Raw genomic sequence first — 26,742 nt, 5'->3', positions numbered from 1 at the left:
TGACTTAAATGGTTTATTAAAACGCTTTGTCTTGTTCAGTTTTCAAGGTTCAATTAAGCAGCTATATTATTATACATTTAATATTATTGATTGTCAACTACTATTTATTTTTATAATAATATTTTTTTCTGCTTTTAAAAGCGACTTTTAAATAATAACATCGAAATTAGTTAGTGTCAATACTATTTTTAAAAACATTTACTAATCTTACTAAGCCAATATAGTCAAAATTAACAGGACACTATATTTTTGAGTTTCCACTTATGCCAATCCTTAAACTAACAATCATTTAACAAGACATTCTCTAAATAAAAACAGAATGTGAAGGAGATCGGTCAGTTATTTAATATTTCCTTTATTGAAATATCATTCTGTTCATTAAGTTGAATGACTTCATTACTCTCAACTAGTTGAATTACGGGTCTTGTCGGATAACGATGATCAATAAATAATATTTTACCAATTTGATGAGTAGATAATTTAATAAGCATATTCATTGATAATGGCATTAAACAATTTGTTAATGTTTGTAATACGGAAACATCCAGTTTTCCAAACATTTCTCTTGTCATTATTTCAATTGCTCTAAAAGGAGAAACCTTTGTTTTATAAATGCGGTTACAAATTAAAGCATGATATACATCTGCTATTGCTATTATTTTTGCATAAAGATGTATATTCTTCCCTTTCTCCTTTAAGGGATAACCACTTCCATCAATTCTTTCATGATGCTTTAAAACAGCTAACTTTGCACTTGTACTTAATGAAGGTATTTTTTGAAGCATTTTATAACTATATGTTGGATGAAGTTTAATTTCTCTTTGATCATCATTATTTATAATATTTTGGTTTAGTATTCCCGGATTTACCCTTGCCATTCCACAATCACATAAAGAACCTGCTAATGTAACCTGAAAACATTCTCCACGGTTCATATTTAATCTTTTTGCTAAATACCCGGAAATCAATCCGACTGATATGGCATGGTGATAAATATAATCTTGCACATTTTCAATATAATTTTGTAGAAATAAAACATGGATAGGTTCCTTTTCTAATTGTTCAAAAAGAGGAATCACCAATCTCCTTATAATACTAATATCTACTGTACCTCCGGATTGCCAACGTTGAAACTCTTTTTTATACTCCTTAACGACTTCCTGATAATGTTGCTGAAAATACAACAATTTTTTATCATTTTGCTTAGATTCAGATATGGGATCAATTTGATGATTTTTTGCCTTTTTCTTAATTAATTTTTCACTGTTATCTACTTTTACTGCCTCTACTTCTTTGACTGCAAATGCATTTAAAACATCAATAACTTCATTTGTAATTATTGTATCTTTCGGGACAATCGGTTTTTTCGTTAACCCGTTAACATTTTCAATTAGCCGTAGACCTGCTTCTGGTTTCAATTGAGAAACTCGCATTTTCATTAATTCTTCATCCTTTATTAAGTTATAAAATTGTACAATGCATTCTATTATTTATAATCGGATTTTTTCTTTCATTTTTTTATATTTCTTTTATAAATTTACAGTTTTTCCTGGTGAGCTGGATTTTACCCTAAATTAGTAAAATTGCCTTAAACCCTGATACCTCAACATTCTCTATTAAACTAGAAACATTGATTAATTATAAAATTATTTATTTTAAATTTTTATAAGGGCAAGAATACTTTGTGATATTATGATGGTTGTAAAAATTACATTTCGAAATTGATTTAGTTAATTAAACTTTTAGCTGCGGAAACGATTTCTTTTTGTGTGTTACGATATAATTTTGCAGTGGTCTTTAAAAATTTAAAATATTGTTTTATCAATTGAGTCATTTGCTGAAAATCATCCTTAAATCCTTTAATTTGGTTAACAAATGTAAGATTACCTTCCAGATCGTTCAAATTGCTTTTCAATCTTCTTAAATCATCCGCATAATCTTCCATCCGGTTTGACTGTAACTCTGCTGCCCACGTATTAATTTCCAAAATATCACCCACTTTAATACATATATTTTTAAAATAATCCAATTCTAATTAATTTTCAACATAAAATTATTGTTATCTTTGGTTGAAATATATGGTTTACATTCTGAACTCAGACGGGTGATTTAGTTCTACGCCAAGCAAAATTCCTGGCGGGTAATACTATGCTCCTGTATCACTTGTGGAAGTTTTGTTTCTTTAAACATCTTATGTTATGTTTTTTCATCATTTAGATTTCAGGCTCATTCGAAAGACCCAAATCATAAATAGAGACCCCAGGTAAAAAAAGACAGCCCATACAAGAAGAGCTGCCTCAATTATTTATTTATACGTATTGATCACCGGTTATATAAAAATCCAGTAACAATACAATTTCTCTTGATTGAGCATTTTAGCAATCAATCATCAGATTCATTATCTATTTGTTCTGTTCCTGCTGGTGAGCTATCTGTTTCGGTATCAGCCGTTATCGGTTGATCAGTTTGAGACTCATCATCCTTTTCCACTTTTGCCACAGCGGTAACTGTACTGTCATCCGTAAGTTTAATTAATTTTACGCCCATTGCATTTCGACCGATTCTGGAAATTCCGGAAACCGCCATTCGAATAATGATCCCGTTATCGGTAATAATCATTATGTCTTCATTTTCTGAGACTGATTTCATGGCCACGAGTTGTCCATTTTTTTCCTGAATATTGCATGTACGAATCCCTTTACCGCCGCGATTTTGAATACGGTATTGAGAAGCATGGGTCCGTTTTCCATATCCTTTTTCCGTAACAACTAAAACATCTTGATCTTCCTCTAAAATTTCCATGCCAATTACTTCATCATCTTTACCCAAAGTAATTCCTTTTACCCCTGAGGCAGTCCGACCCATTGAACGAACATCCGTTTCAACAAAGCGGATCAGCATTCCTTTTTTCGTACCGATGATAATATGCTTATTTCCATCGGTTAGACGAACAGAAATTAATTCGTCTCCTTCACGCAGATGGATAGCAATTAGTCCGTTGTTACGAATATTTGCGAAGGATGATAACGGGCACCGCTTGGAAATTCCTTGTCTTGTTGTAAAAAATAAATAAGCTTCATTATCTAATTTTTGCACAGGAATCATTGCATTAATATATTCATCTTTTTCAATTTCTATTAAATTGATTATAGGCAAACCTTTGGCTGTTCTTGAATACTCAGGAATGCGATATCCTTTGATTTTATAAACTTTGCCTTTATTTGTGAAAAATAATATCGTGTCATGGGTAGAAGTGGTAATTAAATTTTCGACAAAATCATCCTCATTTGTTCCCATGCCTTGAATTCCGCGACCACCGCGTTTTTGTGTACGATAGGTGGAAGATGGAGTCCGCTTAATATATCCTTTTCTTGTTAAGGTAATAATGACGGATTCTTCCGGAATTAAATCTTCATCATCAATTTCCTCGTCCCCACTAGTTGTTATTTCCGTACGGCGCTCATCATTATATTTTTCTTTAATTGCAGTTAATTCTTCACGAATAATTTCCAGTATTTTTTCCTCATCTGCTAAAATTGCCTTTAATTCAGCAATTAATTTAACAAGTTCCGCATATTCTTCTTCAATTTTCTCCCGCTCCAAACCTGTCAAACGTTGCAGACGCATATCCAAAATTGCCTGAGCTTGTTTTTCCGAAAGACCAAAACGAGTCATTAATCCTTCTCTGGCAATATCGGTTGTTTGTGAACTGCGAATTAAATTTATCACTTCATCAATATGGTCGAGAGCAATACGTAAACCTTCTAAAATATGAGCCCGTGCTTCTGCCTTTCTTAATTCATATTGCGTTCTTCTTGTGATAATTTCCTTTTGATGTTCCAAATAATAGTATAGCAATTGTTTAAGATTAAGGACTTTCGGTTGACCGTTCACAAGGGCAAGGTTATTGATCCCAAAAGTAGTTTGCAGGGCTGTATGCTTATACAAATTATTTAATAACACATTGGCATTCACGTCTTTTCGGAGTTCCATGACAATCCGCATACCTTGACGATCGGATTCATCACGTAATGCCGTAATTCCGTCAATTCGTTTTTCCCTGGCAAGTTCGGCAATTTTTTCAATCAATCGCGCTTTATTAACCATATACGGAATTTCTGTAACAACAATGGCTTGTTTACCATGAGCCATTTCTTCAATATTGACTTTTGCCCGTGTGGTAATGGAACCTTTACCGGTCATATAGGCTTTTCGAATGCCGCTTCTTCCTAAGATTAATCCACCTGTTGGAAAATCAGGACCCGGTATAAATTGCATTAATTCTTCAATGGAAATATCAGGATTATGGCTTAATGCGATAAGCCCATCAATCACTTCACCAATTTGATGGGGAGGCATATTGGTAGCCATACCAACGGCAATACCGGTTGTCCCATTCACTAATAAATTTGGAAATCTCGATGGCAGTACAACCGGTTCTTTTTCTTGACCGTCATAGTTATCTTGATAATCAATGGTATCTTTATTGATATCCCTCAGCATTTCCATTGCAATTTTGGACATCCTCGCCTCTGTGTAACGCATAGCTGCTGCAGAGTCACCATCGATGGAGCCAAAATTACCATGACCATCGACTAACGGATACCGTAAGTTGAAATCTTGGGCCATCCGCACCATCGTTTCATAAACTGCCGAATCCCCGTGCGGATGATATTTACCAATTACATCTCCGACAATACGGGCACTTTTTTTATGGGGTTTATCAGCTGTATTACCTAAATCATTCATCGAATATAAAACACGTCTTTGAACCGGTTTGAGACCGTCACGGACATCAGGAAGGGCGCGGGACACAATAACGCTCATTGCATAATCTAAAAAAGATGTCCGCATTTCCTCCGTTATTCTTCTTTCATTAACTTTTGAACTGGGTGTTTCAGCCATTAAATAGCGAACCTCCTTTTCCCATTCAGGAAATTTACACTTCAATTAATTTTTCATTATATATCCAAATTTTTGACATAAACTGCATTGTCTTCAATAAATTTTCTCCTTGGTTCAACCTGTTCCCCCATCAGCATTTCAAAAGTTTCGTCCGCTTCAATTGCATCATCTAATTGGACTTGCAAAAGTGTACGATTTGCCGGATCCATCGTTGTTTCCCATAATTGTTCCGGGTTCATTTCACCTAAACCTTTGTAACGCTGAATACCGGGCTTTGGACTACCAGGCAAAGATTTCAGAACGTCTTCCAGTTGGCTATCATTATAAACATATTCAACCCGCTTTCCTTGTTGGACCTTATACAGAGGTGGTTGGGCAATATATACATAACCCGCTTCAATAATTTGTCTCATAAAGCGGTAGAAAAATGTCAATAATAATGTTCTGATATGGGCACCGTCAACATCAGCATCTGTCATAATAACAATTTTATGATACCGGGCTTTCGATATATCAAAGTCTTCACCGATCCCGGTTCCGATCGCCGTAATCATGGAACGGACCTCATTATTGGATAAAATCCGATCTAATCTTGCCTTTTCGACATTCAAAATTTTCCCTCGGAGCGGCAAAATTGCTTGGAAATGACGATCCCGTCCTTGTTTTGCCGAACCACCCGCAGAATCTCCCTCAACGATGTAGAGCTCACATATAGACGCATCATTTGATGAGCAGTCGGCCAGTTTCCCCGGCAAGCTAGATATTTCAAGAACATTTTTACGGCGGGTCACTTCACGGGCCTTTTTTGCAGCCAGTCTGGCACGTGCAGCTAAAATTCCTTTATCGACAATTTTTCTTGCTACACTTGGGTTTTCTAATAAAAATTTCTCAAATGCTTCTGAGAAAAGAGCGTCCGTAATCGTTCTTGCCTCAGAATTTCCTAATTTTGTTTTTGTTTGCCCTTCAAATTGCGGGTTTGGATGTTTGATCGAGATAATGGCGACAATGCCTTCTCGCACGTCTTCTCCTGATAAATTTTCGTCTTTATCTTTTAAAATCCCATTTTTACGGGCATAGTCATTAATAACCCTTGTTAAAGCCGCTTTAAAACCGGATTCATGGGTACCGCCTTCATACGTATGAATATTATTGGCAAAAGAATAAATAATACTTGTGTACCCATCATTGTATTGGATGGATATTTCTATCTGAATACCGTCTCGATGAGCTTCAATATAGATCGGTTCTTCAAACAAAACAGTTTTTGACTTATTTAAACTGGCAACATAAGATTTAATTCCACCTTCATAGTGAAATTCCTCTTTTCGGTATTCCCCCCGTTTATCTTCAAGGGTTATTCTTAAGCCTTTATTTAGAAAGGCCAGTTCGCGAATTCTTTTTGCCAATGTATCGAAGTCAAATTCAACTGTTTCAGTGAAAATTTCCGGATCCGGTGTAAAATGAGTTGTTGTCCCGGTATGATCGGTTTCCCCAACTACTTTTAAGTCAAATAACGGCAAACCACGGGAATATTTTTGATAATGGATTTTTCCGTTTCGATGAACATATACTTCAAATTCACTTGATAATGCATTAACGACGGAAGCACCAACACCATGGAGACCCCCTGACACCTTATATCCACCGCCGCCAAACTTTCCGCCGGCATGAAGAACAGTATGAATAACTTCAACAGCCGGTCTTCCTAATTTTTCTTGGATGTCAACAGGGATACCACGTCCATTATCTTTAACAGTAATGCTATTGTCTTCTTCTATGATCACATCAATTTGGGTACAAAAGCCGGCCAGTGCTTCGTCTATACTATTATCAACAATTTCCCAAACAAGATGATGCAAACCTCTTGAACTGGTTGAACCGATGTACATACCCGGGCGTTTTCTTACTGCTTCCAAACCTTCTAGTACTTGGATTTGGTCTGCGTTGTAGGAAGTTTCCTGAATTTGTTTTTCTTCCATTGTCAAAATCTGTCACCTAACTTTCTCCAAAATCTCTATTCTTCACGATCAAATCAAATTGCCATTATTTACTTGAAATATGCTGGCTTTCGTCAATGTTTCATGGTGAATACCGTCTATGTTAGTTGTGGTTACAAATGTTTGTACTTTCCCTTGAATTGTACTTAATAAGTGAGATTGTCTATAGTCATCCAGTTCGGACAGTACATCATCTAATAGGAGAACCGGAAATTCCCCAATTTCACTTTTAATTAACTCAATTTCAGCTAACTTAACAGATAATGCTGTTGTACGTTGTTGTCCTTGTGATCCAAATGTTTGAACATCCCGACCATTTATTTCAAACAGAAGATCATCGCGATGAGGACCAAACAAAGTCATACCTCGCTCAATCTCTTTTTGTTTTTGATTAATAAATTTATCTTGATATTTATTAATCATTTTCGACAAATCGTCCTCTTCCGATACATCTACAGAAGGTTTATAGTAGATCTGTAAATTTTCCAATCCTCTGGAAATGCTAAAATGAATGGTTTTTGCCCATTCTTGTAGTAAATGTAAAAATTCAAATCTCTTCTTAATGATTTTTACGGCAAATTCAATTAGCTGCTCCGTGTAAATATCGAGCATCGTCATATCGGTTTGTTTTTTTGACTGCAATAATTTTAAATATTGATTTCGTTGATGTAATACTTTTTGGTAGAGACTAATATTATTTAAATAAACAGGGGAAACTTGGCCAATTTCCATATCAATAAATCTTCTTCTTATTCCCGGGCTTCCTTTAACAAGATTGAGATCTTCTGGAGCAAACATAACAACATTTATATTTCCGATATATTTGCTTAGTCTTACTTGTTCCAGATGATTACATTTTGCCTTTTTGCCTTTTTTCGTAATGAGCAATTCGAGGGGAATCGTATTATTTTTTTTTTCTACCCATCCTTCTATTTTAGCATAATCTTTGTCCCAATGGATGAGTTCTTTATCATTTGAGGTTCGATGTGATTTAGCCAGAGCCAGTACATAAATGGCTTCCAGCAAATTTGTTTTTCCTTGTGCATTTTCACCAATAATAACATTTACTTTGTTCTCAAAAGGAATACTTAATTGATTATAATTTCTGAAATTTTTTAAATCCAGTCGTTTAATATGCATTGATTTACATCCTTTAAGAGCTTTGAATGATAATAAAAGAATCACCATTTATGTCAATACAATCACCATTGCGCAGTTTTCTTCCGCGGCGATTTTCATAATCACCGTTAACTAACACTTCATTTTCTTTCAAAAACCATTTGGCCATACCACCGGAACTTACAAAATCTGTCATTTTTAAAAACTGACCAAGTGTAATATATTCTGTGTCAATCTTCAACTCATTTGCCATTGTTACCGATCCTTTCAAATACTCTAAATTCTATTTTACTAAATATCTGAAAAAGAAACAAAGTCCATGATGTTTTCTTGAATAGTCATTTTGCTCTTTATCGAACAATTGATGGTTTATTTTGAGGGAAATAAGGCAGTAATTAGGGGTAAAATCAAAAGGGGAAAGCCCCTAATTATTGTAACATACAGGAATAAATAGATTAAAACTGCAATCAGCAGGGAACCAATATCCCCGCCGATTGCAGAAAAGCTCTTATCCCACCCGTCTTCCCCATTCACTCAAATCGAGGTGGGATTCCTTCACTAGTCAATGAGTGTCCACTGATTGCTTTCTAAAATGTTCTTACCGGTAAAATTAATTGTAAAATGGTTTCGTCTTGATCTGTTTTGATAACAAAAGGACGCATCGTTCCGGTAAAGTAAATCGTGGCTTCAGATCCATCGATGGCTCGTAAAGCGTCAATCATATATTTTGCACTAAACGAGATTTTTATTTCTTCCCCTTCAATAGATAAACTTTTTACTTTTTCAACCACTTTTCCAATTTCCGGCGTGTAAGAAGTGATCTCGATCATATTCTGTTCCATTGTCGTAAATTTCACGACATTATTTTTTCCTTCACGTGCCAACAGTGAAGCACGATCGACAGCTTGGAGAAACTCTTTTGTGTTAATTTTCACCTTTGTTTTATTATCAGTCGGAATTAATTTTGCTGTATTCGGGTATTTTCCTTCCAACAATCGTGAATAAAATAAAAGATTTTTCGCTTTAAATAAAATTTGATTCGTGGTAACAAAGATTTCAACCAATGTTTGATTATTATCTTCTAAAATTTTTATTAATTCACTTAAGCTTTTACCTGGAATGACAATATTATAAGCTTGGTTATTGGCAAATTCTGTTTGTAAAGTTGCTTTTTTTAAAGCGAGTCGGTGACTATCTGTGGCGACTGCAATTAGTTCATTATTTTCGAAAACCCAATGAATACCGGTTAAAATCGGTCTTGTTTCCGATTGTGAAACAGCAAAGACCGTTTGTTTAACTAACGTAATCAATAAATCCGCCGGCATTGTAAAACTATGTTCACTATCAATGATCGGAAGACGAGGATATTCCTCTGCATCCAGTCCATGAATGACAAATTCTGCATTTCCTGAATGTATGACGGTTTTAAATTGATCATCGACCGTTATTTCTATAATAGAATCGGGTAATTTTCTTACAATTTCACTAAAGAAGCGAGCATGCAAAACAATCGAACCTGGTTCAATAATATCGACCAGTTCCGAATCATTTTCCTCTTTTGGGATGAATGATTTAATCGATATATCCGAGTTACTTCCTGTTAAAGCAACTCCTTCATCAGTCGCATCAATTTTTATTCCAATCAAAATCGGAATGGTTGTTCGTGATGCGACCGCTTTGATTACGTCTTGGATACTTTTCGATAATCGCTCCTTTTGAATGAGAAACTTCATTTTTCATCCTCCAATATATAATTATATTTAAAAATAAAAATAAAGAAGTAATAGTAATATAGACTGTGGATTTGTGGATAAGTGGCAACACGAATGTAAAATACAGTCTATCCACATGTGGACAGACTGTGCATGCTTTTGAAAATTTATCAACAATGTGCACAATTCTATTATAAATAAAGAATTGTATTTAGGAAAATGGTAGTTGTATAAAATACTTAGATTTTCAATTTATTTTCCAACTCTTGAATTTGTTTTTGAAATTGTGGATCGGTTTTTATTAAATTTGATATTTTTTCATGGGCATGAATGACAGTAGTATGGTCTCTTCCGCCAAATTCTTCGCCAATTTTCGGCAATGAGAAATCGGTCAGCTCTCTCGATAAATACATGGCTATTTGTCTAGGGAAGGCAATCGACTTTGTTCGTTTTTTTGCAGAAAAGTCCTCTAATTTTACGCCAAATTGTTCACCGACAACTCTTTGGATATCTTGAATTGTAATGACTCTTGGCTTGGAGCTAGGGATGATACTCTTCAAAGCTTCTGCGGCTAAATCTGCATTAATATCTTTATTTTCCAAAGACGAATAAGCAACGACACGGATTAACGCACCCTCCAGTTCACGGATGTTCGAGTCGATTTGATTCGCAATATATAACATAACTTCATTCGGTATATCTAGTCCATCCGCTTTTGCCTTTTTCCTTAGGATGGCAATCCGTGTTTCTAAATCCGGTGGAGTAATATCCGTGATTAATCCCCATTCGAAGCGGGAACGTAAGCGATCTTCCAATGTAGGTATTTCTCTTGGCGGTCTGTCACTCGAAATAATAATTTGTTTATTTTCTTCATGCAATGTATTGAACGTATGGAAAAACTCCTCTTGGGTTGATTCTTTTCCGGCTAAAAATTGGATATCATCGATAAGTAAAATATCTACATTACGATACTTATTGCGAAAGTCATCCGGCCGATTGTCGCGGATCGAATTAATAAATTCATTAGTAAATTTTTCCGAAGTTAAATACACCACTTTTGCCATGGGGTTATGTTCCAAAACGTAATGTCCGATCGCATGCATTAAATGGGTTTTTCCGAGGCCCACACCGCCGTAAATAAAAAGGGGATTATATGCTTTTGCCGGTGCTTCAGCGACAGCCAGTGAAGCAGCGTGAGCAAAACGGTTACCTGATCCGATGACAAATGTCTCAAATGTATATTTGGGGTTCAACATATGTTGTGCGGAGTCAGTTATAACTTCCGGTTTTGCTGGTTTTTTATTCGCTGGCGAAACCATTATCGGGTCATCCATATTGGATTCAGGAATGACAAATTTTAATGACATATTTTCTCCGATTAATTCATATAAAATTTCTGTAAGGATTTCTTTATAATTCCCGTCAAGCCATTCCCTTGCAAAATCATTGGGTGCTTCAACAATTAACGTGTTTTTGTTTAATGCAATGGCCTTGGTTGACTTAAGCCAAGTTTCAAAACTCGGTTTACTTATTTTCTTTTCAATGACATTTAACGTTTTTCCCCAAAGGTCATCGATATTTTCCAATGGCCGCTCTACCTCCTTGACCTGTTTACTTCATGGTCCGTTCACCAAGACAGTTGTTTTATTTGTGGATAAATTATAATATAGGAAAAAAATTACTTGTCAACATTTTTCACGGTTGTGGATAAAAAAATCCAGAGATATAGAATAACTTATTCACATGTTATTAACAATTTGTGGATAAGTTATAATTAACGATTAATTATCCATAGTTAAAACACAATTCATCATATCAAAATATACCTTATTCTGCAATGGTTTACGGTAAATATCCACAAAATAACTGATCTGTTAAAATAAAAATATCCACAAGTTGCGCCTATGTGAAAAAGTTGTCGATATCTTGTGGATTTATGTCAATGCTTGTCGAAAAAATATCCACAACAGAGGAATCATTTTTGACTTGTAAGGAGGAAGAATCGATGGGAGAGGGATTATGCTTGTGACCGATTAGTCAAAATATCGACTAGCTAATTGACTGATCGGTCAATTTATCATCGATTTTCTCCATTAATTGATGTTGATGATGTAGGATAAACATATCGGAAAGTGATTTTTCGGTGCTTGACATTCCAATGTCATTGTTTTTATAATAGTAAAGACTGTCGTGAGTTGTTTCCTCATAGGGAGGTGTCATATATGAAAAGAACGTATCAACCAAATAAAAGAAAAAGAAGTAAAGTACATGGATTTCGTGAAAGAATGAGTACGAAAAACGGCCGTAAAGTATTAGCTCGCCGTCGTCGTAAAGGAAGAAAAGTACTATCTGCATAGGCCACTGACCATTCAGTGGTCTTTTTTATAAAAGAAGGAAGTGCTGTTTTGCAGCTTTTTTGGAGCCTAACAATAAAACTTGTCCAAAGTTTTTTGACATTGTATGCTTATACATTAAAAATAAAATTTATTTATTCGGGCAGGGACAGTTTAATCTAAATATGTAGGTGTTTTCTGTGAAAAAAGACTATCGGATTAAAAGCAATAAAGATTTTCAACTCATTTTTAAAAATGGACGTTCCTTTGCAAATCGGCAATTTATCGTCTATTTGTATGAAAATAATTCAGTCAACCATTTCCGGCTTGGCCTGTCCGTCAGTAAAAAAATAGGGAATGCCGTTACCCGAAATCAGATAAAAAGATATGTAAGGCAGGCATTTTTGGAATTACAGAATGATATAGATGCGAAAAATGACTACATTGTTATTGCTAGGAAACCTGTTCGTGACATGAATTACCATCAAGCAAAAAGCAGCTTGATCCATGTGTTAAAAATAGCAAAAGCTTTACCGCGAAATTTTTCATCCAACCCGTAATGTGAATGGTTTTTTTTGGATAAAATAATATTAACAACGAATTTAATAGGAAAGTCTATCAAAATACTTATGAAAAATGGTAAAATACAAATGATAATGAAACATTTGGACGCTTTTACCCACTATTAACGGCAAGTCAAGGGCTCTCATCGAAAAAGGGGAAGATTATGGGAGAGGGACATTTTTATGTCAATAATTGGTAGCATTTTTATGATAATCGAAAACAGGGGGAATTGGGTGAGTGAACGATAAATTCAGGTCCATGATTATACTGTTGTTGACAACCGTCCTATTAAGTGGTTGTACAGAAATTAATGAGCCGATTACAAAGGATTCCACGGGAGTTTGGAATGAATTAATTGTTTACCCTTTATCATGGTTAATGGTAGAAACAGCTCAATTTTTTGGGGAACCTTTGGGCTACGGTTTATCGATAATTTTAATAACTGTTTTGATTCGTCTTGCCATTTTACCATTGATGATAAAACAAATAAAAAGTACGAAGGCCATGCAGGTAATACAACCGGAACTGGCAAAATTACAAGAAAAATATAAATCAAAAGATGCAATGACCCGGCAAAAATTACAACAAGAGCGATTATTATTGATGGAAAAATATAATATAAATCCGATGGCAGGGTGCTTGCCTCTTTTCATTCAAATGCCGATTTTGCTAGGGTTCTATCAAGCGATTATGCGGACAGAGGAACTGAAAGGGAATTCCTTTATATGGTTTGAATTAGCATCTCCGGACCCATATTTTCTACTACCCATTCTTGCAGGTGTTTCCACTTTTATTCAACAAAAAGTAATGACGAAAGGGCAGGAAGGAAATCCGCAAATTGTAATGATGCTTTGGTTAATGCCGGTTATGATTATTATCTTTTCTTTATATTTACCATCAGCGTTACCTTTATACTGGATTGTTGGAAATATTTTTTCTATCATTCAATCTTATTTTATTCAAACACCTGAGATTACAAATATTACTACTCAACCAGCTGTTGCTGGACGCACGGGAGGCAGGAAAAAGTGAAGGAACTAACGGCTACCGGCCAAACTGTTGAAGAAGCGATTGAAAAAGGAATTAGTCAATTAAAGGTTTCAAGAGAGAAAGTAGATATAAAAGTGATTGATGAGGGAAAAAAAGGGATTTTCGGTATTTTTGGTTCTCGGCTTGCGATTGTTAAGTTAACGGTTAATGTTGATCCGGTGATGGAAGCGAAACAATTCTTATCTGATGTATGTAAGCAAATGGACGTGGAGGTTAATATTGAATCGACGATAGATGGAAAATATGTATATTTTCAATTGAACAGTGATAAAACTGGGCTTTTAATTGGTAAAAGAGGACAAACATTGAACGCTTTACAAATATTGACTCAAGTCGTATTAAATCGATTCAGTGAAGAGTTTATGAATGTCATTTTAAATGCGGAAAATTACCGTGAAAAACGGGAAGAAACGCTGGTATTACTTGCAAATCGTTTGGCTAATAAAGTAATTAAAGAAAAAAAGGAAATTTCCTTGGAACCGATGCCTTCTTTTGAACGGAAAATCATTCATGCGGCACTGGCTGATAATGAAAAAATAAAAACATATTCAGTTGGAACGGACCCGCATCGGCATCTGGTCATTTCACCAAAATAGGTCAAAACGATAAAATGAAAAATGAGATAAAGGGGTCAAGCTGGCCATACAAAGAAACCAAGTTTATCAGATTGGTTTTTGTATCGCTATGCTTGACCCTTATTTTACGTTAAGAAAGGAAAAGTTTCTTTGAAGCATACGAATTCTACTTGTTGACCAAAAAAATTTAATCATCCACATGTGCACAAATTTTAATCAAACAGTATAATAATTGTTATCAACATGTGGATAAGTTAAAATGAATGAGATAAAACATAAATTGGATGATATATAAGAAATATTTTCGTTAATATAGTATAGAGATTGGTGCGACCGGGAGAGTATAATAAAATAGATTTAGTAAAAGGTGAGGAAAGCATGGATATAGATACAATTGCAGCGATATCGACTCCGCTTGGTGAGGGAGCGATTGGGATTGTTCGGATTTCGGGTCCGGAGGCAATAAATATTATTGATCAAATATTCCAAAGTCCATCAGAAAAAAAATTGCAAGAGGTAGCGTCTCATACGATCCATTATGGTCATATTTATGATCCTAAAGAACAAAAGACCATTGAGGAAGTAATGGTTTCGGTAATGCGAGCTCCGAAAACATTTACACGTGAGGATGTAGTTGAAATCAACTGTCACGGTGGTTTATTGTCCGTAAATCGCGTCCTGCAATTAGTATTAACCCACGGTGCCCGTATAGCTGAACCGGGTGAATTCACAAAAAGGGCATTTTTAAATGGGCGGATTGATTTATCACAAGCGGAAGCAATTATGGATTTAATCAGAGCAAAAACCGATAAAGCAATGACGAATGCGATTGGACAATTGGAAGGTCGGTTATCGAAAAAAATTAAGAGATTGCGGCAAGAACTGTTGGAAGTTTTAGCCCAGGTTGAAGTAAATATTGATTATCCGGAGTATGATGATGTAGAAGAAATGACACATAAACTTTTTAAAGAAAAGGCGTTATATGTCAAATCAGAAATTGAGAAGTTGCTTGAGACAGCGAAGCAGGGAAAAATTTTACGGGAAGGAATAAAAACCGTAATTATCGGGCGGCCAAATGTCGGCAAATCTTCGTTATTAAACAGCTTTGTCCATGAAAATAAAGCGATCGTTACAGATATACCGGGGACAACAAGAGATGTGATTGAAGAATATGTAAATATTCATGGCGTCCCATTAAAGTTAATTGACACAGCCGGAATTCGTGACACGGAGGATGTGGTTGAAAAAATCGGTGTCGAACGGTCCCGGCAAGTTTTGCGGGAAGCGGACTTAATTTTATTTTTGCTGAATAATAATGAACCGTTGACAGAGGAGGACATTCATTTATTTGACACAATCGAGGGAATGGATGCGATTATTGTTGTCAATAAAGTAGACTTGCCTCAAAAAATCGATTTTAATGAGGTAAAGAGGAAGGCTCGCGGTCGGAAAATTGTCAAAATCTCGGTCAAAGATGATAAAGGAATTGAAGAATTGGAAACAATGATTTCAAACATGTATATGGCCGGTAATCTGGAAACGGATGACTTAACATATGTATCGAATGCACGCCACATTGGGTTACTGAATCAAGCGTTGCAATCAATAAATGATGCATTAGATGGAATTGGGATGGAAGTTCCAATTGATATTGTCCAAATTGATATGACGAAAACGTGGGAACTGTTGGGCGAAATTATTGGTGAAAGTGTCCACGATGAATTAATTAATAAATTATTTTCCCAATTTTGTTTAGGAAAGTAGGGGAATGGAGGTTAGAAAATGAAAACATATGAAGCGGGAGAATATGATGTCGTTGTTGTAGGGGCCGGACATGCCGGGTGTGAAGCGGCTCTAGCAACAGCGAAAATGGGTGCAAAAACTGCTTTAATAACGATTAGTCTTGATATGATCGCTTTCATGTATTGTAATCCGTCAATCGGCGGTCCGGCAAAAGGTATTGTTGTTCGGGAAATCGATGCTTTAGGCGGAGCAATGGGAAAAGTTATTGATAAAACAGCCATTCAAATGCGCATGCTCAATACCGGGAAAGGTCCTGCCGTCCGGGCATTACGGGCTCAAGCAGATAAAGTATTGTATCAACAAGAAATGAAAAAAATGTTAGAAAATCAAGAGAATCTGGAATTAATCCAAGGAATGGTTGAACAATTAATTATTGAAGATGGTGAATGTCAAGGTGTTATAACAAAAACAGGAGCCATTTACCGTGCAAAAACGGTCGTTGTCACAACAGGAACGTTTTTACGCGGAGAAATAATTATTGGTGAATTAAAATATTCGAGCGGACCGAATAATCAACAACCTTCCATAAAACTTTCCGAGCATTTAGAACAACTCGGTTTTGATTTAGTTCGCTTTAAAACGGGTACGCCGCCACGGGTAAATGGAAATACAATCGATTATTCAAAAACGGAAATCCAACCGGGTGATGAACATCCGCGAACATTCTCTTATGAAACAATGGAGGAGATTACCAATCAATTGCCTTGTTGGCTAACGTATACAACAGAAGAAAGTCATAAATTAATTGATGCTAATTTACACCGCAGCCCAATGTTTTCCGGGATGATCAAAGGCAGAGGACCAAGATATTGTCCATCCATTGAAGATAAAGTTGTTCGCTTCCATGATAAACCGCGTCATCAAATCTTTTTGGAACCTGAAGGGAGAAATACAGAAGAAGTCTATGTACAAGGCCTTTCTACAAGCCTTCCGGAAGAGGTGCAACACGAATTATTAAAAACGATACCGGGATTAGAAAATGCAAAAATGATGCGAACCGGTTATGCGATTGAATATGATGCAATCATTCCAACACAGTTATGGCCGACTTTGGAAACAAAAGCAGTTAAAAATCTGTATACAGCGGGACAAATTAATGGAACAAGCGGTTATGAAGAAGCGGCCGGACAAGGATTAATGGCAGGAATTAATGCAGGCTTACGTGCGCTCGGCAAAACAGAAGAAGTGATTTTAAAACGGTCGGAAGCCTATATCGGTGTATTAATCGATGACCTGGTGACAAAAGGTACGGTTGAGCCTTATCGTCTGTTAACGTCAAGAGCAGAATATCGATTATTACTACGTCACGATAACGCTGATTTACGTCTTACGGATCTTGGATATAAGCTTGGGTTAATTAGTGAAGAACGGTTCCAACGATTTCTTGAGAAAAAAGAAAAAATTGACCGGGAAATAAAAAGGTTACATGCAACCAGAATCAAACCAAATGCAAAAACGCAAGAATTAATCAAAAGTATCGGCGGAAGTGAATTGAAAGACGGGATTTTGGCAAGTGATTTACTAAAAAGACCGGAAATGAAGTATGATTATCTAAAAAAATTAATCCCGGCAGAAGAAGAATTATCACCTGAGATTGAAGAACAAGTCGAAATTCAAATCAAATATGAAGGTTATATTAGTAAAGCTTTACAACAAGTTGAGCGGCTCAAGAAAATGGAAGATAAAAAAATCCCACTCAATATTGATTACGATGCGATTCAAGGGTTGGCGAATGAAGCAAGAGAAAACTTAAAAAAAGTTCATCCATTAACGTTGGCTCAAGCATCAAGAATATCAGGAGTCAATCCGGCTGATATATCGATTTTACTCATATATTTGGAACAAGGAAAAATTGCCCGCGTCGCCAATGAGTAACAAAATGTTGCTCATTGGCTAAAGTGAAAACAACTTCCTCGGAAAGAGTGAGCAAATTGAATAGAGAACAATTTCTATCAGAATTAGAAAAGTTGCATATTCATTTAACGGATGAGCAGCTTCATCAATTTGAATTATATTATCAAACTTTAATTCATTGGAACGAAAAAATGAATTTAACAGCCATTACAGAAAAGGGAGAGGTTTTCTTAAAACATTTTTATGACTCTTTGACGATCGTTAGGGAATTTCCATGGTCACTGGCTGAAAATTTTACTGTTTGTGATGTAGGTGCAGGTGCCGGTTTTCCGAGTATTCCTTTGAAAATCGCCTTTCCTCATATTCAAGTTTCCATTGTAGACTCCTTAAATAAGCGAATAAATTTTTTAGAAGAATTAGTGACAACATTAAAATTAACAGATGTCCATTTATACCACGATCGAGCAGAAATATTCGGTCAAAATCCGCAACACCGGGAAAAGTATGACTTGGTAACTGCTCGAGCAGTGGCCAAAATGTCAATCCTAAGTGAATTTTGCTTACCTTTAGTAAAACCGGGCGGGTATTTCATTGCTTTAAAGGGAGCAAGTGGAGAAGAAGAATTGGAAGAGGGGAAAAAGGCAATTATGACGCTCGGAGGAAATATTTCCGGGGTACAATCTTTCATTTTGCCTTTTGAAAATAGTGAACGGACCATCATCCATATCCATAAAGCAAAACCAACACCAAAAAAATACCCGAGAAAACCGGGCGTTCCAACGAAAAATCCTTTATAATAAAAGAAACAAAACATGTTCTTTCATAAATTTACAAAATTTGATTCGAATAAGAAGGAACTTGGCGGGAAATAGAGAAATATGTATATAAGTATACTACGGTTATTTTATGGATGGAGATATCATTTTTTGATTGGATCAGTTCTGACTAATGATAAACACTCTAAAAAGGCTTTACACTAGGTACAAGATGAATAATCATTTGAATAGCACAAATGTTCGCTATGGAGTAAGTTTTTGTAGAAACATGTCTTTTTGGGTGCTGACGATATATTAAACAAGTTTCTTCAAGGCCAGGGAGTTTTAAAAGGATGGTGAAGAATAATGAAACATCCATTATCACGTATATTTGGGGTTACTGAAAAGTTGGAGACAAATATGGATGAAGAAAAAGAAACTTTATTAGACGTTGACAGAGAGGAAATCGTTAAAGTTCCAGTCGAACAAATTATTCCTAATCGGTTTCAACCCCGAACGATTTTTGATGAAGAAAAAATTGATGAATTAGCACGGACGATTCATACACATGGGATGATCCAACCAATTGTCATTCGCCAACTGGACCATGATCAGTATGAAATTATTGCTGGAGAAAGACGCTATCGGGCCATAAAAAAATTAGGTTGGGAATATGTTCCTGCCATTATTAAAGATATGAACGATAAACAAACGGCTTCGATTGCTTTAATTGAGAACTTACAAAGAGAAGAACTGACACCGATTGAAGAAGCAATTGCCTACAATCAATTGATTGAAATTCATGAATTAACGCAAGAAGCTTTAGCTCAACGTCTTGGAAAAAGCCAATCGACGGTTGCGAATAAACTTCGGTTGCTCAAGCTCCCCCAACCAATTCAAGAAGCTTTATTGTCGAAAACGATTACTGAACGACATGCCCGGGCATTGATGCCACTAAAAGATGAAGAAAAACAGTTAAAGGTTTTTAACGAGGTAATCGAAAAAAATTTAAACGTAAAACAAACGGAAGAAAGAATTAATAAACTATTATCACAGGATGCGAAGCCGAAACCAAAGCGGATTTCTTTTAGTAAAGACGTCAGAATCGCGGTTAATACAATCAGACAATCTTTGCAAATGGTACATAAAAGTGGAATTAATGTTGACTCGGTTGAGGAAGAGCTCGATGATTTTTATCAAATCACCATTCGCATTCCTAAAAAGAAATCATAGATTAATAGAATTTGTTATGGAAGGAAAACGCGGGCGTCAGTGCAAAAAAAAAAAAAGATACCATGTTTTCGGCTGCGATGCATTTATTGATAAAGTGATGGCTTTTTTTATAGGGAGTTTATGCTTTCTATGCTTTCCTTGTGTGCTAATCTGTAATTCTTAAAATTTCCAACTGGGCCGCATAGGGCATCTTTGTTGGAAATTTAAAACTTTCTTAACGTATATGAAAAGACTGCTTGGTTCAGTCTTTTTTTTATTGAAAATTTTTTTGTGAATCTTAAAAATATCAGTATTAGCCAATAAAACTACTAGAATGGTAAAATTTCATATGATTAAATGCCAATGATTATTTATAGAAATGAAAAGTTTTTTTCTCATTTTCATGGTAAAATAGAATAAGTTTTAAGTTTTAAGGTAGGTGAAACTGTGAGTAAGATTATTGCAATTGCTAACCAAAAAGGCGGAGTAGGAAAAACGACAACATCTGTTAATTTGTCTGCCTGTTTAGCTTATATTGGAAAAAAAGTATTGCTTGTCGATGTAGACCCACAAGGTAACGCAACAAGTGGGATAGGTATAGAAAAAGCTGATGTTTCAAAATGTATATATGATATTTTAATTGATGATGAAGATACGAAAAATGTTGTTCTTTCTACTCAAGTTGAAAATTTATTTGTCATCCCTGCAACGATTCAGTTAGCGGGAGCGGAAATTGAATTAGTACCAACGATTTCAAGGGAAATGAGATTGAAACATGCTCTATTACAAGTAAAGGATCAGTTTGATTATATTATTATCGACTGTCCACCATCTTTAGGACTATTAACCTTAAATGCATTGACGGCAGCAGATTCTGTTCTGATCCCGGTGCAATGTGAATATTATGCCTTGGAAGGTCTGAGTCAGTTACTGAATACAGTTCGTCTTGTACAAAAACATTTAAACAGTGATTTAAAAATAGAGGGTGTTCTCTTAACGATGCTGGATGCCCGAACAAATTTAGGAATCCAAGTGATTGATGAAGTAAAGAAATACTTTCAAAATAAGGTTTTTAATACAATTATTCCAAGAAATGTCCGACTAAGTGAGGCACCGAGTTATGGTAAACCAATAATCATTTATGATCCAAGATCTAGGGGTGCAGAAGTATACCTAGAATTAGCAAAGGAAGTGGTGGTGAATGGCTAAAGGTCTTGGCAAAGGGTTAGATTCTTTGTTTTCAAATGTTAAATTAGAAGAAGAAGAAATCGTTCAAGAAGTAAATATTAAAGAATTACGACCAAATCCGTATCAGCCACGAAAAATTTTCTCGGATGAAGCGATTGAAGAATTAAAGCAATCCATTCTTGAACATGGTATCCTTCAGCCTTTAATTGTTCGCAAAAGTATAAAAGGATATGAAATTGTTGTTGGTGAACGTCGCTACCGTGCTGCGAAAATGGCGGGGTTGGACATCGTTCCGGTTGTTGTAAGAGATTTGAATGACCAGCAAATGATGGAATTAGCAGTATTAGAAAATTTACAAAGAGAAGATTTAACCCCCATTGAAGAAGGGGCAGCTTACCAAATGTTGATGGATCAGCTGCACATCACTCAAGAACAATTGGCAAAAAGATTGGGAAAAAGTAGACCGCATATCGCAAATCATGTTCGCCTACTTTCTTTACCAAAGGAAATTCAGCAGTTGATTATTGATGGTAAATTGTCAATGGGCCATGGTCGTGCACTGCTCGGATTAAAGAAAAAGGATAAAATAAAACCTGTTGTAGACAAAGTAATAAAAGAACAATTAAATGTTCGGCAATTGGAACAACTTGTCAACAACTTGAATAAAAATGTTCCACGTGAAACAAAAAATCAAAAAGAAAAGAAAGATATCTTTTTAATCGAACAAGAAACATATTTACGTGAAAGATTTGGAACAACTGTTAATATTAAACAATCAAAAAACAAGGGGAAAATAGAAATCCAATTTTTTTCTAAAGACGATTTAAACCGTATTTTAGAAATTTTGAATTCGGACTCGTAGAATAAGTCATGTATAGTGACTTATTTTTTTACATTAGGAACGGAAGGATGCCGAGAAATACCCTGTCAACTTCGGTAATTCATACGTTTCTTCATTTGAGAATTTTTTTATTCTATTATGGAGCGGAAAAACTATTTTATTTTTACAGATGGTAGAGATACGAAAAGATATGATAGTATAAAAGATACATTTATTCTTTTAAAAAATTTGTAGGTGAAATTATGGCATTATGGGGAACAATTGTCAATGTACTATTTATTATTATTGGTTCACTGATCGGGCGGTTATTAGCAAATATCCCTGAATCAATGAAAAATACGATTATGAAGGGGATCGGTTTAACTGTTTCCGTTTTAGGAATCCAAATGGGAATTAAAAGCAGTAATTTTCTATATGTGATCATTAGTATTGTTTTAGGGGCTGTTATTGGGGAATGGTTATGTTTAGAGGAAAAATTAAATCAGTTTGGAATCTGGATTGAGAAGAAAGTTGGAGGGAAATCAAAAGGAAATATCGCCCAAGGTTTTGTAACAGCCACACTTATTTTTGTGATCGGGGCAATGGCGGTTGTTGGTGCGCTAGATAGCGGAATTCGCGGTGATCATCAAGTCCTTTATACAAAGGCGGTTATTGATGGTTTTACAGCAATTATGTTGACAAGTACGCTTGGTTTAGGTGTCGTTTTTTCCAGTATACCGGTCTTTCTTTATCAAGGTTTCATCGCTTTATTCGCAAACCAAATGAATCGGTTGATTCCCGAACAGGTAATGGATATTTTCATTTTGGAGCTGACTGCAACAGGGGGAATTATGATTCTAGCCATAGGGTTAAATATTTTAGAAATAACGAAAATTAAAGTAGCAAATCTGTTACCCGGTTTGATCGTGATTGCTGTGTTGGTATCAATTGTAGGCTTTTTTAAATATTAGTCAGTGGGGAATCGGTATCCCCACTGATAGGTAGATGGATAAATTCATTCTCCCACCTAAGCTTCCCCATCTTACTAAATGCCGGAACTTCTCCATTCGCCCATTTAAACAGTATCTTCGTTCAAAGATAGTGTTTGTGCTTTAGACATTTGTTCAAAATGGTAAAGTAAACCGGCTTTATAAATTCCTTCTGCCATCGTTTTTGCTAAATTCATAACAAGATGTAATCTAGTGTTTTGTAATACAAAATACTCCATAAATCCACTGATATTTACAATTCCGGTCATATGAATATCACCAACAGCCGGCAATGTTTTATTAACACCTGCACCCGGTTTTAACGAACCGTTTTTAATATGAATGGTCCCCACATTTTTACTATGGCCTAAACAGGCATCGATACCGATAATAAAAGGATTGTTAAAACGACTCTCAATCATATCCAGTTTTTCGGTCAAATTAATGGCATGAATAGGTTCATCCAAAGTTCCAAAAACATAAAAATTTCCGGGTAAATTTCTTTCCGTAACAAGACTGCCGACCAGTGGTCCCAGTGAATCTCCGGTTGATCGGTCCGTACCTATACAAATAAAAACAATTGGAACTGAAAAATCATTTGGTAAAAATGATAGTAATGCATTAGCGAGTTTGCTGGCTGCGAAACGATCCTGCCAATCTATTTTCAAATCACTTTTTCCTTTTATAAACCCGGTTCTAAACATATTTTCCCACCTTTACCGGTAATCATTTGTATTATAAGTTTAGTTAGATTTAAAGTTTTTTATACATGGAGGAACAAAATTGGGAAATTAATTTGTTTAAATTACTTATTGTAGAGAGGATTATGCTATAATTATTTAAATATGATGTAGCGTGTTTTTATGATTGAATATCCTTTCTTGGGGAAAGAGTAATAAAATGTGGAGGAGTTTGAAAATGGAAGAGAAGACATTTCAGTTGAATGATATTGTTGAAATGAAAAAACAACATCCTTGTGGTACAAACCGTTGGAAAATCATTCGGTTAGGCATGGATATTCGGATTAAATGTCTAGGCTGCTCTCACAGTGTCCTTTTACCAAGAAAAGAATTTGTAAGGAAAATGAAAAAAGTCATTGATCATGCTGATTAATTTTCATGATGTAAATGTTAATTACCACGGCAATTCTTGTCATTATGAAAAGGTAATTTTTGATTGTCACCCAAAAAGGTTTTACATGAAATCCAGTATTCATTATAATTTGTTCTGTTCGATACTTGATTTTTCTAACCATTAAGTTTTGATCAGATGAAATCATATATTAGGAGTGAAATAAATGGCTTTAACAGCAGGTATTGTCGGTTTACCGAATGTTGGGAAATCGACACTTTTTAATGCAATTACCCAAGCGGGTGCAGAGGCAGCAAACTATCCATTTGCAACAATCGATCCGAATGTAGGGGTCGTTGAAGTTCCGGATGCCCGTTTAGATAAGTTGACAGAAATGTATCAACCGAAAAAAACGATACCAACGACGTTCGAGTTCACCGATATTGCCGGTATTGTCAAAGGAGCAAGTAAAGGTGAAGGATTAGGGAATAAATTTTTGGCTAATATTCGCCAAGTGGATGCCATTTGTCATGTTGTTCGTTGTTTTGATGATGAAAACATTACCCATGTGGCCGGCAGGGTCGATCCGCTTGATGATATTCAAACCATCAATCTCGAATTAATTCTTGCTGATATGGAAACAGTGGAGAAAAGGATTGCCCGTGTTGAGAAATTGGCAAAGCAAAAAAATAAAGAGGCTCAAGCTGAATATGAAATTTTAACCATGTTAAAGGAAACGTTTGAAAATGAACTTCCTGCAAGAACGATTGAATTCAATGAAGAACAACAAAAAATAGTGAGAGGTTTTCAACTTTTAACGATGAAACCTGTTTTATATGTTGCAAATATCGGGGAAGATGATGTTGCAAATGCAAATAAAAATAAATATGTCCAAGTAGTACAGGACTTTGCCGAGAAAGACCATGCGGAAGTTGTTGTTATTTGTGCAAGAATTGAAGAAGAAATTGCCGAATTAGAACCGGAAGAAAAAGCAGCATTTCTTCAAGAATTAGGTATTCAAGAGTCCGGATTGGATCAAATGATTCGAAAAGCTTACCATCTTTTAGGATTGGCGACATTTTTTACTGCCGGGGTTCAAGAGGTTCGAGCCTGGACATTTAAAAAAGGAATGAAGGCGCCTCAATGTGCCGGAATCATTCATAGTGATTTTGAAAGAGGCTTTATTCGGGCGGAAACGGTATCCTACGATGATTTAGTCGCATACGGATCATTTAATAAGGCTAAAGAAGCCGGAAAGGTTCGCTTAGAGGGAAAAGATTATATTGTCCAAGATGGAGACATTATGCATTTTCGGTTCAATGTATAAAATTGCAGGTTGAGAACGGTCTCGAAGCCAAATGAAGCTGTGAAAAAATGAAAAAAAGCATCGAGACCATCTCTCGGAGTCAAATAATGCATTGAAGAATGGAGAAAAGACCACGACACCCGCTCTCAATGCCAAAAAAAGTATCGATTGACTTGAAAAAAGACCGGCTCTCGAGGACAAATGGAGTTGCGAAACAATGAAAAATGACATCGAGCCCCGGTGACATCGAGCCCCGGCCCTTCTTTTCCCTTGCTCATTTCACTACCCGCATCCGTCGACCAAGACAGAAAAAGCAGAATAAAAGCAAGTTTGGAGAGAATATTCAAACTGGGATTTTTAATTACACTGGTGTGTTAATACACCAAGGAAAACTTATTACATCCCCAAATACCGTTTGGTTTAATTCAGGGATTTTTCTAGTGTATAATATAGTTAGAAATTAGGGGGGGTATATGAGTTGTATGGAAATGCAGCAAATTTGGGAGAAATATGTCCTTGAAAATTCACTCGATTCATTTATAATTGATAAAACAATTATCGATTCTTGGCAACTTAGTAAAAAATTCAAAGTCAATCCTAAAGATGGAATTGGCAAACGATTTCTTACGACGAGCGATTTTCAAAAAAGATTAAGAGATCATGAGACTATGGTTTCTTTAGCAAAGAAAAGTTTAAATCGATTCCAATTTCTTTTGAAAAATATTGATTTTATTCTTGTGTTGACAGATGCTGACGGCTATATTTTATGGCAGTCAGGCAATGAGCATTTGAAAGAACATGCACGTGAAATCCGGTTTTCACAAGGATATCAATGGACAGAATCGATGGTTGGAACGAATTCAATTGGAATCGCTTTACGAACAAAAGAGGCAAATTTTATTCACGGATACGAACATTTTGCCAGAGCCTCGCACAACTGGAGCTGTGTCGCATCTCCCGTTTTTGGAGAAAATCGAGAAGTTGTAGGGGTAGTCGATTTATCAATGCCTGCACATTATCCGAAGAAAGAGGATTTTTTATTTACCGTTCAATTGATTGCGGAGTTTATTTCAGAAGCATTGCAAAGGAAAGTATTTGAAGAACAGAAGTATATGTTACAATATTTTTCTAGTAAAAAACAAGCAGGAATACTTTGCAACTCCTCCATGACCATTTTACACATATCCCCTGAACTAGTAGATGAACCTGAAGCCTATATTGGAAAAAAGCTAAGTGCTCTTCCAAATGATAAATGGGAGATTGTAAAACGTGATCCTATTCGAAAAGAAGATACTTGTATCGGCTATTTTGTTTACGTTAAACATAGAATATTTAATCATCCTTTTAAGTTTCATTATGTTTCAGGTCGAAGCAAAACTTTTCATCAATTATTGGAAGAAGTACAAATTGTCGCACCAACTTCAGCCCCCATTCATTTATAAGGATGGGCGTAAAACCCCTACGCCTTTAGGCTAGGGGATGTAAGCCC

23 protein-coding genes are annotated in these 26,742 nt (G+C 35.6%); 14 read left to right on the top strand and 9 right to left on the bottom strand.

All coding sequences use genetic code 11. From position 1 onward, the window contains the following. Positions 1 to 335: 335 nt before the first annotated feature. The 8 genes from LIZ98_RS10975 to dnaA all read right to left on the bottom strand — a co-directional run bounded on the left by LIZ98_RS10975 (position 336) and on the right by dnaA (position 11,319). The gene (locus LIZ98_RS10975) at positions 336 to 1,439 is read right to left on the bottom strand and encodes an HD-GYP domain-containing protein (RefSeq protein WP_227139628.1); all 1,104 of its coding nucleotides are present in this window, start codon (positions 1,437 to 1,439) and stop codon (positions 336 to 338) included. A gap of 287 nt (positions 1,440 to 1,726) precedes the next feature. After that, entirely contained in the window at positions 1,727 to 1,987 is a 261-nt protein-coding gene (locus tag LIZ98_RS10970) for a hypothetical protein (protein WP_034766754.1), read from the bottom strand. A 395-nt stretch (positions 1,988 to 2,382) separates the two neighbouring features. Continuing rightward, positions 2,383 to 4,905, bottom strand: coding sequence for a DNA gyrase subunit A (gene gyrA / locus LIZ98_RS10965; RefSeq protein WP_227139627.1), 2,523 nt, complete (start codon positions 4,903 to 4,905; stop codon positions 2,383 to 2,385). 56 nt (positions 4,906 to 4,961) lie between these two features. Further along, a complete protein-coding gene (gyrB, locus tag LIZ98_RS10960; protein ID WP_041845518.1) occupies positions 4,962 to 6,884 on the bottom strand; it encodes a DNA topoisomerase (ATP-hydrolyzing) subunit B in 1,923 nt (640 codons plus the stop codon). Between the two features lie 48 nt (positions 6,885 to 6,932). Continuing rightward, a complete protein-coding gene (recF, locus tag LIZ98_RS10955; protein WP_227139626.1) occupies positions 6,933 to 8,042 on the bottom strand; it encodes a DNA replication/repair protein RecF in 1,110 nt (369 codons plus the stop codon). 13 nt (positions 8,043 to 8,055) lie between these two features. Further along, the gene (gene yaaA, locus LIZ98_RS10950) at positions 8,056 to 8,274 is read right to left on the bottom strand and encodes a S4 domain-containing protein YaaA (protein WP_041845512.1); all 219 of its coding nucleotides are present in this window, start codon (positions 8,272 to 8,274) and stop codon (positions 8,056 to 8,058) included. A 334-nt stretch (positions 8,275 to 8,608) separates the two neighbouring features. Beyond that, positions 8,609 to 9,754, bottom strand: coding sequence for a DNA polymerase III subunit beta (gene dnaN, locus LIZ98_RS10945; protein WP_227139625.1), 1,146 nt, complete (start codon positions 9,752 to 9,754; stop codon positions 8,609 to 8,611). Positions 9,755 to 9,972: 218 nt separating this feature from the next. After that, positions 9,973 to 11,319 (bottom strand): chromosomal replication initiator protein DnaA, encoded by a 1,347-nt coding sequence (gene dnaA, locus LIZ98_RS10940; protein WP_034766745.1) that lies wholly within the window; start codon positions 11,317 to 11,319, stop codon positions 9,973 to 9,975. Positions 11,320 to 11,955: 636 nt separating this feature from the next. Between dnaA and rpmH the strand changes: the two genes are divergently transcribed. The 11 genes from rpmH (at position 11,956) to LIZ98_RS10885 (ending at position 22,858) form a co-directional block, all read left to right on the top strand. Then, positions 11,956 to 12,090 carry a 50S ribosomal protein L34 gene (gene rpmH / locus LIZ98_RS10935; protein WP_034773691.1) on the top strand — a complete coding sequence of 45 codons (135 nt, stop codon included), beginning with the start codon at positions 11,956 to 11,958 and terminating at the stop codon, positions 12,088 to 12,090. A gap of 176 nt (positions 12,091 to 12,266) precedes the next feature. Continuing rightward, on the top strand, positions 12,267 to 12,626 hold the full coding sequence (rnpA, locus tag LIZ98_RS10930) for a ribonuclease P protein component (protein WP_227139624.1): 360 nt from the start codon (positions 12,267 to 12,269) through the stop codon (positions 12,624 to 12,626). Between the two features lie 262 nt (positions 12,627 to 12,888). Then, positions 12,889 to 13,662, top strand: a complete 774-nt coding sequence (gene yidC, locus LIZ98_RS10925; RefSeq protein ID WP_227139630.1) for a membrane protein insertase YidC — start codon at positions 12,889 to 12,891, stop codon at positions 13,660 to 13,662. Continuing rightward, complete coding sequence (gene jag, locus LIZ98_RS10920) at positions 13,659 to 14,276, top strand: RNA-binding cell elongation regulator Jag/EloR (RefSeq protein WP_034773685.1); 618 nt, start codon at positions 13,659 to 13,661, stop codon at positions 14,274 to 14,276. The genes yidC and jag overlap by 4 nt, the downstream gene beginning before the upstream one ends. Before the next feature lie 357 nt (positions 14,277 to 14,633). Next, positions 14,634 to 16,019: a tRNA uridine-5-carboxymethylaminomethyl(34) synthesis GTPase MnmE gene (mnmE, locus tag LIZ98_RS10915; protein ID WP_227139623.1), complete on the top strand. Its 1,386-nt coding sequence runs from the start codon at positions 14,634 to 14,636 to the stop codon at positions 16,017 to 16,019. Positions 16,020 to 16,037: 18 nt separating this feature from the next. Continuing rightward, positions 16,038 to 17,933, top strand: coding sequence for a tRNA uridine-5-carboxymethylaminomethyl(34) synthesis enzyme MnmG (gene mnmG, locus LIZ98_RS10910; protein ID WP_227139622.1), 1,896 nt, complete (start codon positions 16,038 to 16,040; stop codon positions 17,931 to 17,933). Positions 17,934 to 17,989: 56 nt separating this feature from the next. Beyond that, on the top strand, positions 17,990 to 18,709 hold the full coding sequence (gene rsmG / locus LIZ98_RS10905; protein ID WP_227139629.1) for a 16S rRNA (guanine(527)-N(7))-methyltransferase RsmG: 720 nt from the start codon (positions 17,990 to 17,992) through the stop codon (positions 18,707 to 18,709). Positions 18,710 to 19,033: 324 nt separating this feature from the next. Next, positions 19,034 to 19,900: a nucleoid occlusion protein gene (noc, locus tag LIZ98_RS10900; RefSeq protein ID WP_034773659.1), complete on the top strand. Its 867-nt coding sequence runs from the start codon at positions 19,034 to 19,036 to the stop codon at positions 19,898 to 19,900. Between the two features lie 426 nt (positions 19,901 to 20,326). After that, positions 20,327 to 21,088, top strand: a complete 762-nt coding sequence (locus LIZ98_RS10895; protein WP_034773658.1) for a ParA family protein — start codon at positions 20,327 to 20,329, stop codon at positions 21,086 to 21,088. Then, on the top strand, positions 21,081 to 21,929 hold the full coding sequence (locus LIZ98_RS10890) for a ParB/RepB/Spo0J family partition protein (protein WP_041847855.1): 849 nt from the start codon (positions 21,081 to 21,083) through the stop codon (positions 21,927 to 21,929). The genes LIZ98_RS10895 and LIZ98_RS10890 overlap by 8 nt, the downstream gene beginning before the upstream one ends. A 221-nt stretch (positions 21,930 to 22,150) precedes the next feature. Then, complete coding sequence (locus tag LIZ98_RS10885) at positions 22,151 to 22,858, top strand: DUF554 domain-containing protein (protein ID WP_227139621.1); 708 nt, start codon at positions 22,151 to 22,153, stop codon at positions 22,856 to 22,858. A gap of 104 nt (positions 22,859 to 22,962) precedes the next feature. Here LIZ98_RS10885 and yyaC read toward each other — a convergent pair whose 3' ends face one another. Further along, a complete protein-coding gene (gene yyaC, locus LIZ98_RS10880) occupies positions 22,963 to 23,580 on the bottom strand; it encodes a spore protease YyaC (RefSeq protein WP_041844954.1) in 618 nt (205 codons plus the stop codon). 214 nt (positions 23,581 to 23,794) lie between these two features. Here yyaC and LIZ98_RS10875 point away from each other — a divergent pair, with 214 nt between their 5' ends. From LIZ98_RS10875 to LIZ98_RS10865, 3 genes are all read left to right on the top strand, one after another. Beyond that, positions 23,795 to 23,989 (top strand): DUF951 domain-containing protein, encoded by a 195-nt coding sequence (locus LIZ98_RS10875; protein WP_034773652.1) that lies wholly within the window; start codon positions 23,795 to 23,797, stop codon positions 23,987 to 23,989. Between the two features lie 184 nt (positions 23,990 to 24,173). Beyond that, positions 24,174 to 25,274, top strand: a complete 1,101-nt coding sequence (ychF, locus tag LIZ98_RS10870; RefSeq protein WP_227139620.1) for a redox-regulated ATPase YchF — start codon at positions 24,174 to 24,176, stop codon at positions 25,272 to 25,274. Positions 25,275 to 25,726: 452 nt separating this feature from the next. Next, positions 25,727 to 26,695, top strand: coding sequence for a GAF domain-containing protein (locus tag LIZ98_RS10865; protein ID WP_227203048.1), 969 nt, complete (start codon positions 25,727 to 25,729; stop codon positions 26,693 to 26,695). Positions 26,696 to 26,742 lie beyond the last annotated feature (47 nt).

Source organism: Caldibacillus sp. 210928-DFI.2.18, from assembly GCF_020554505.1.
GTDB classification, from domain to species: domain Bacteria; phylum Bacillota; class Bacilli; order Bacillales; family Caldibacillaceae; genus Caldifermentibacillus; species Caldifermentibacillus hisashii.
Note: the sequence above shows the minus strand (reverse complement) of the source record. Positions and strands in the feature narration are given on the sequence as shown.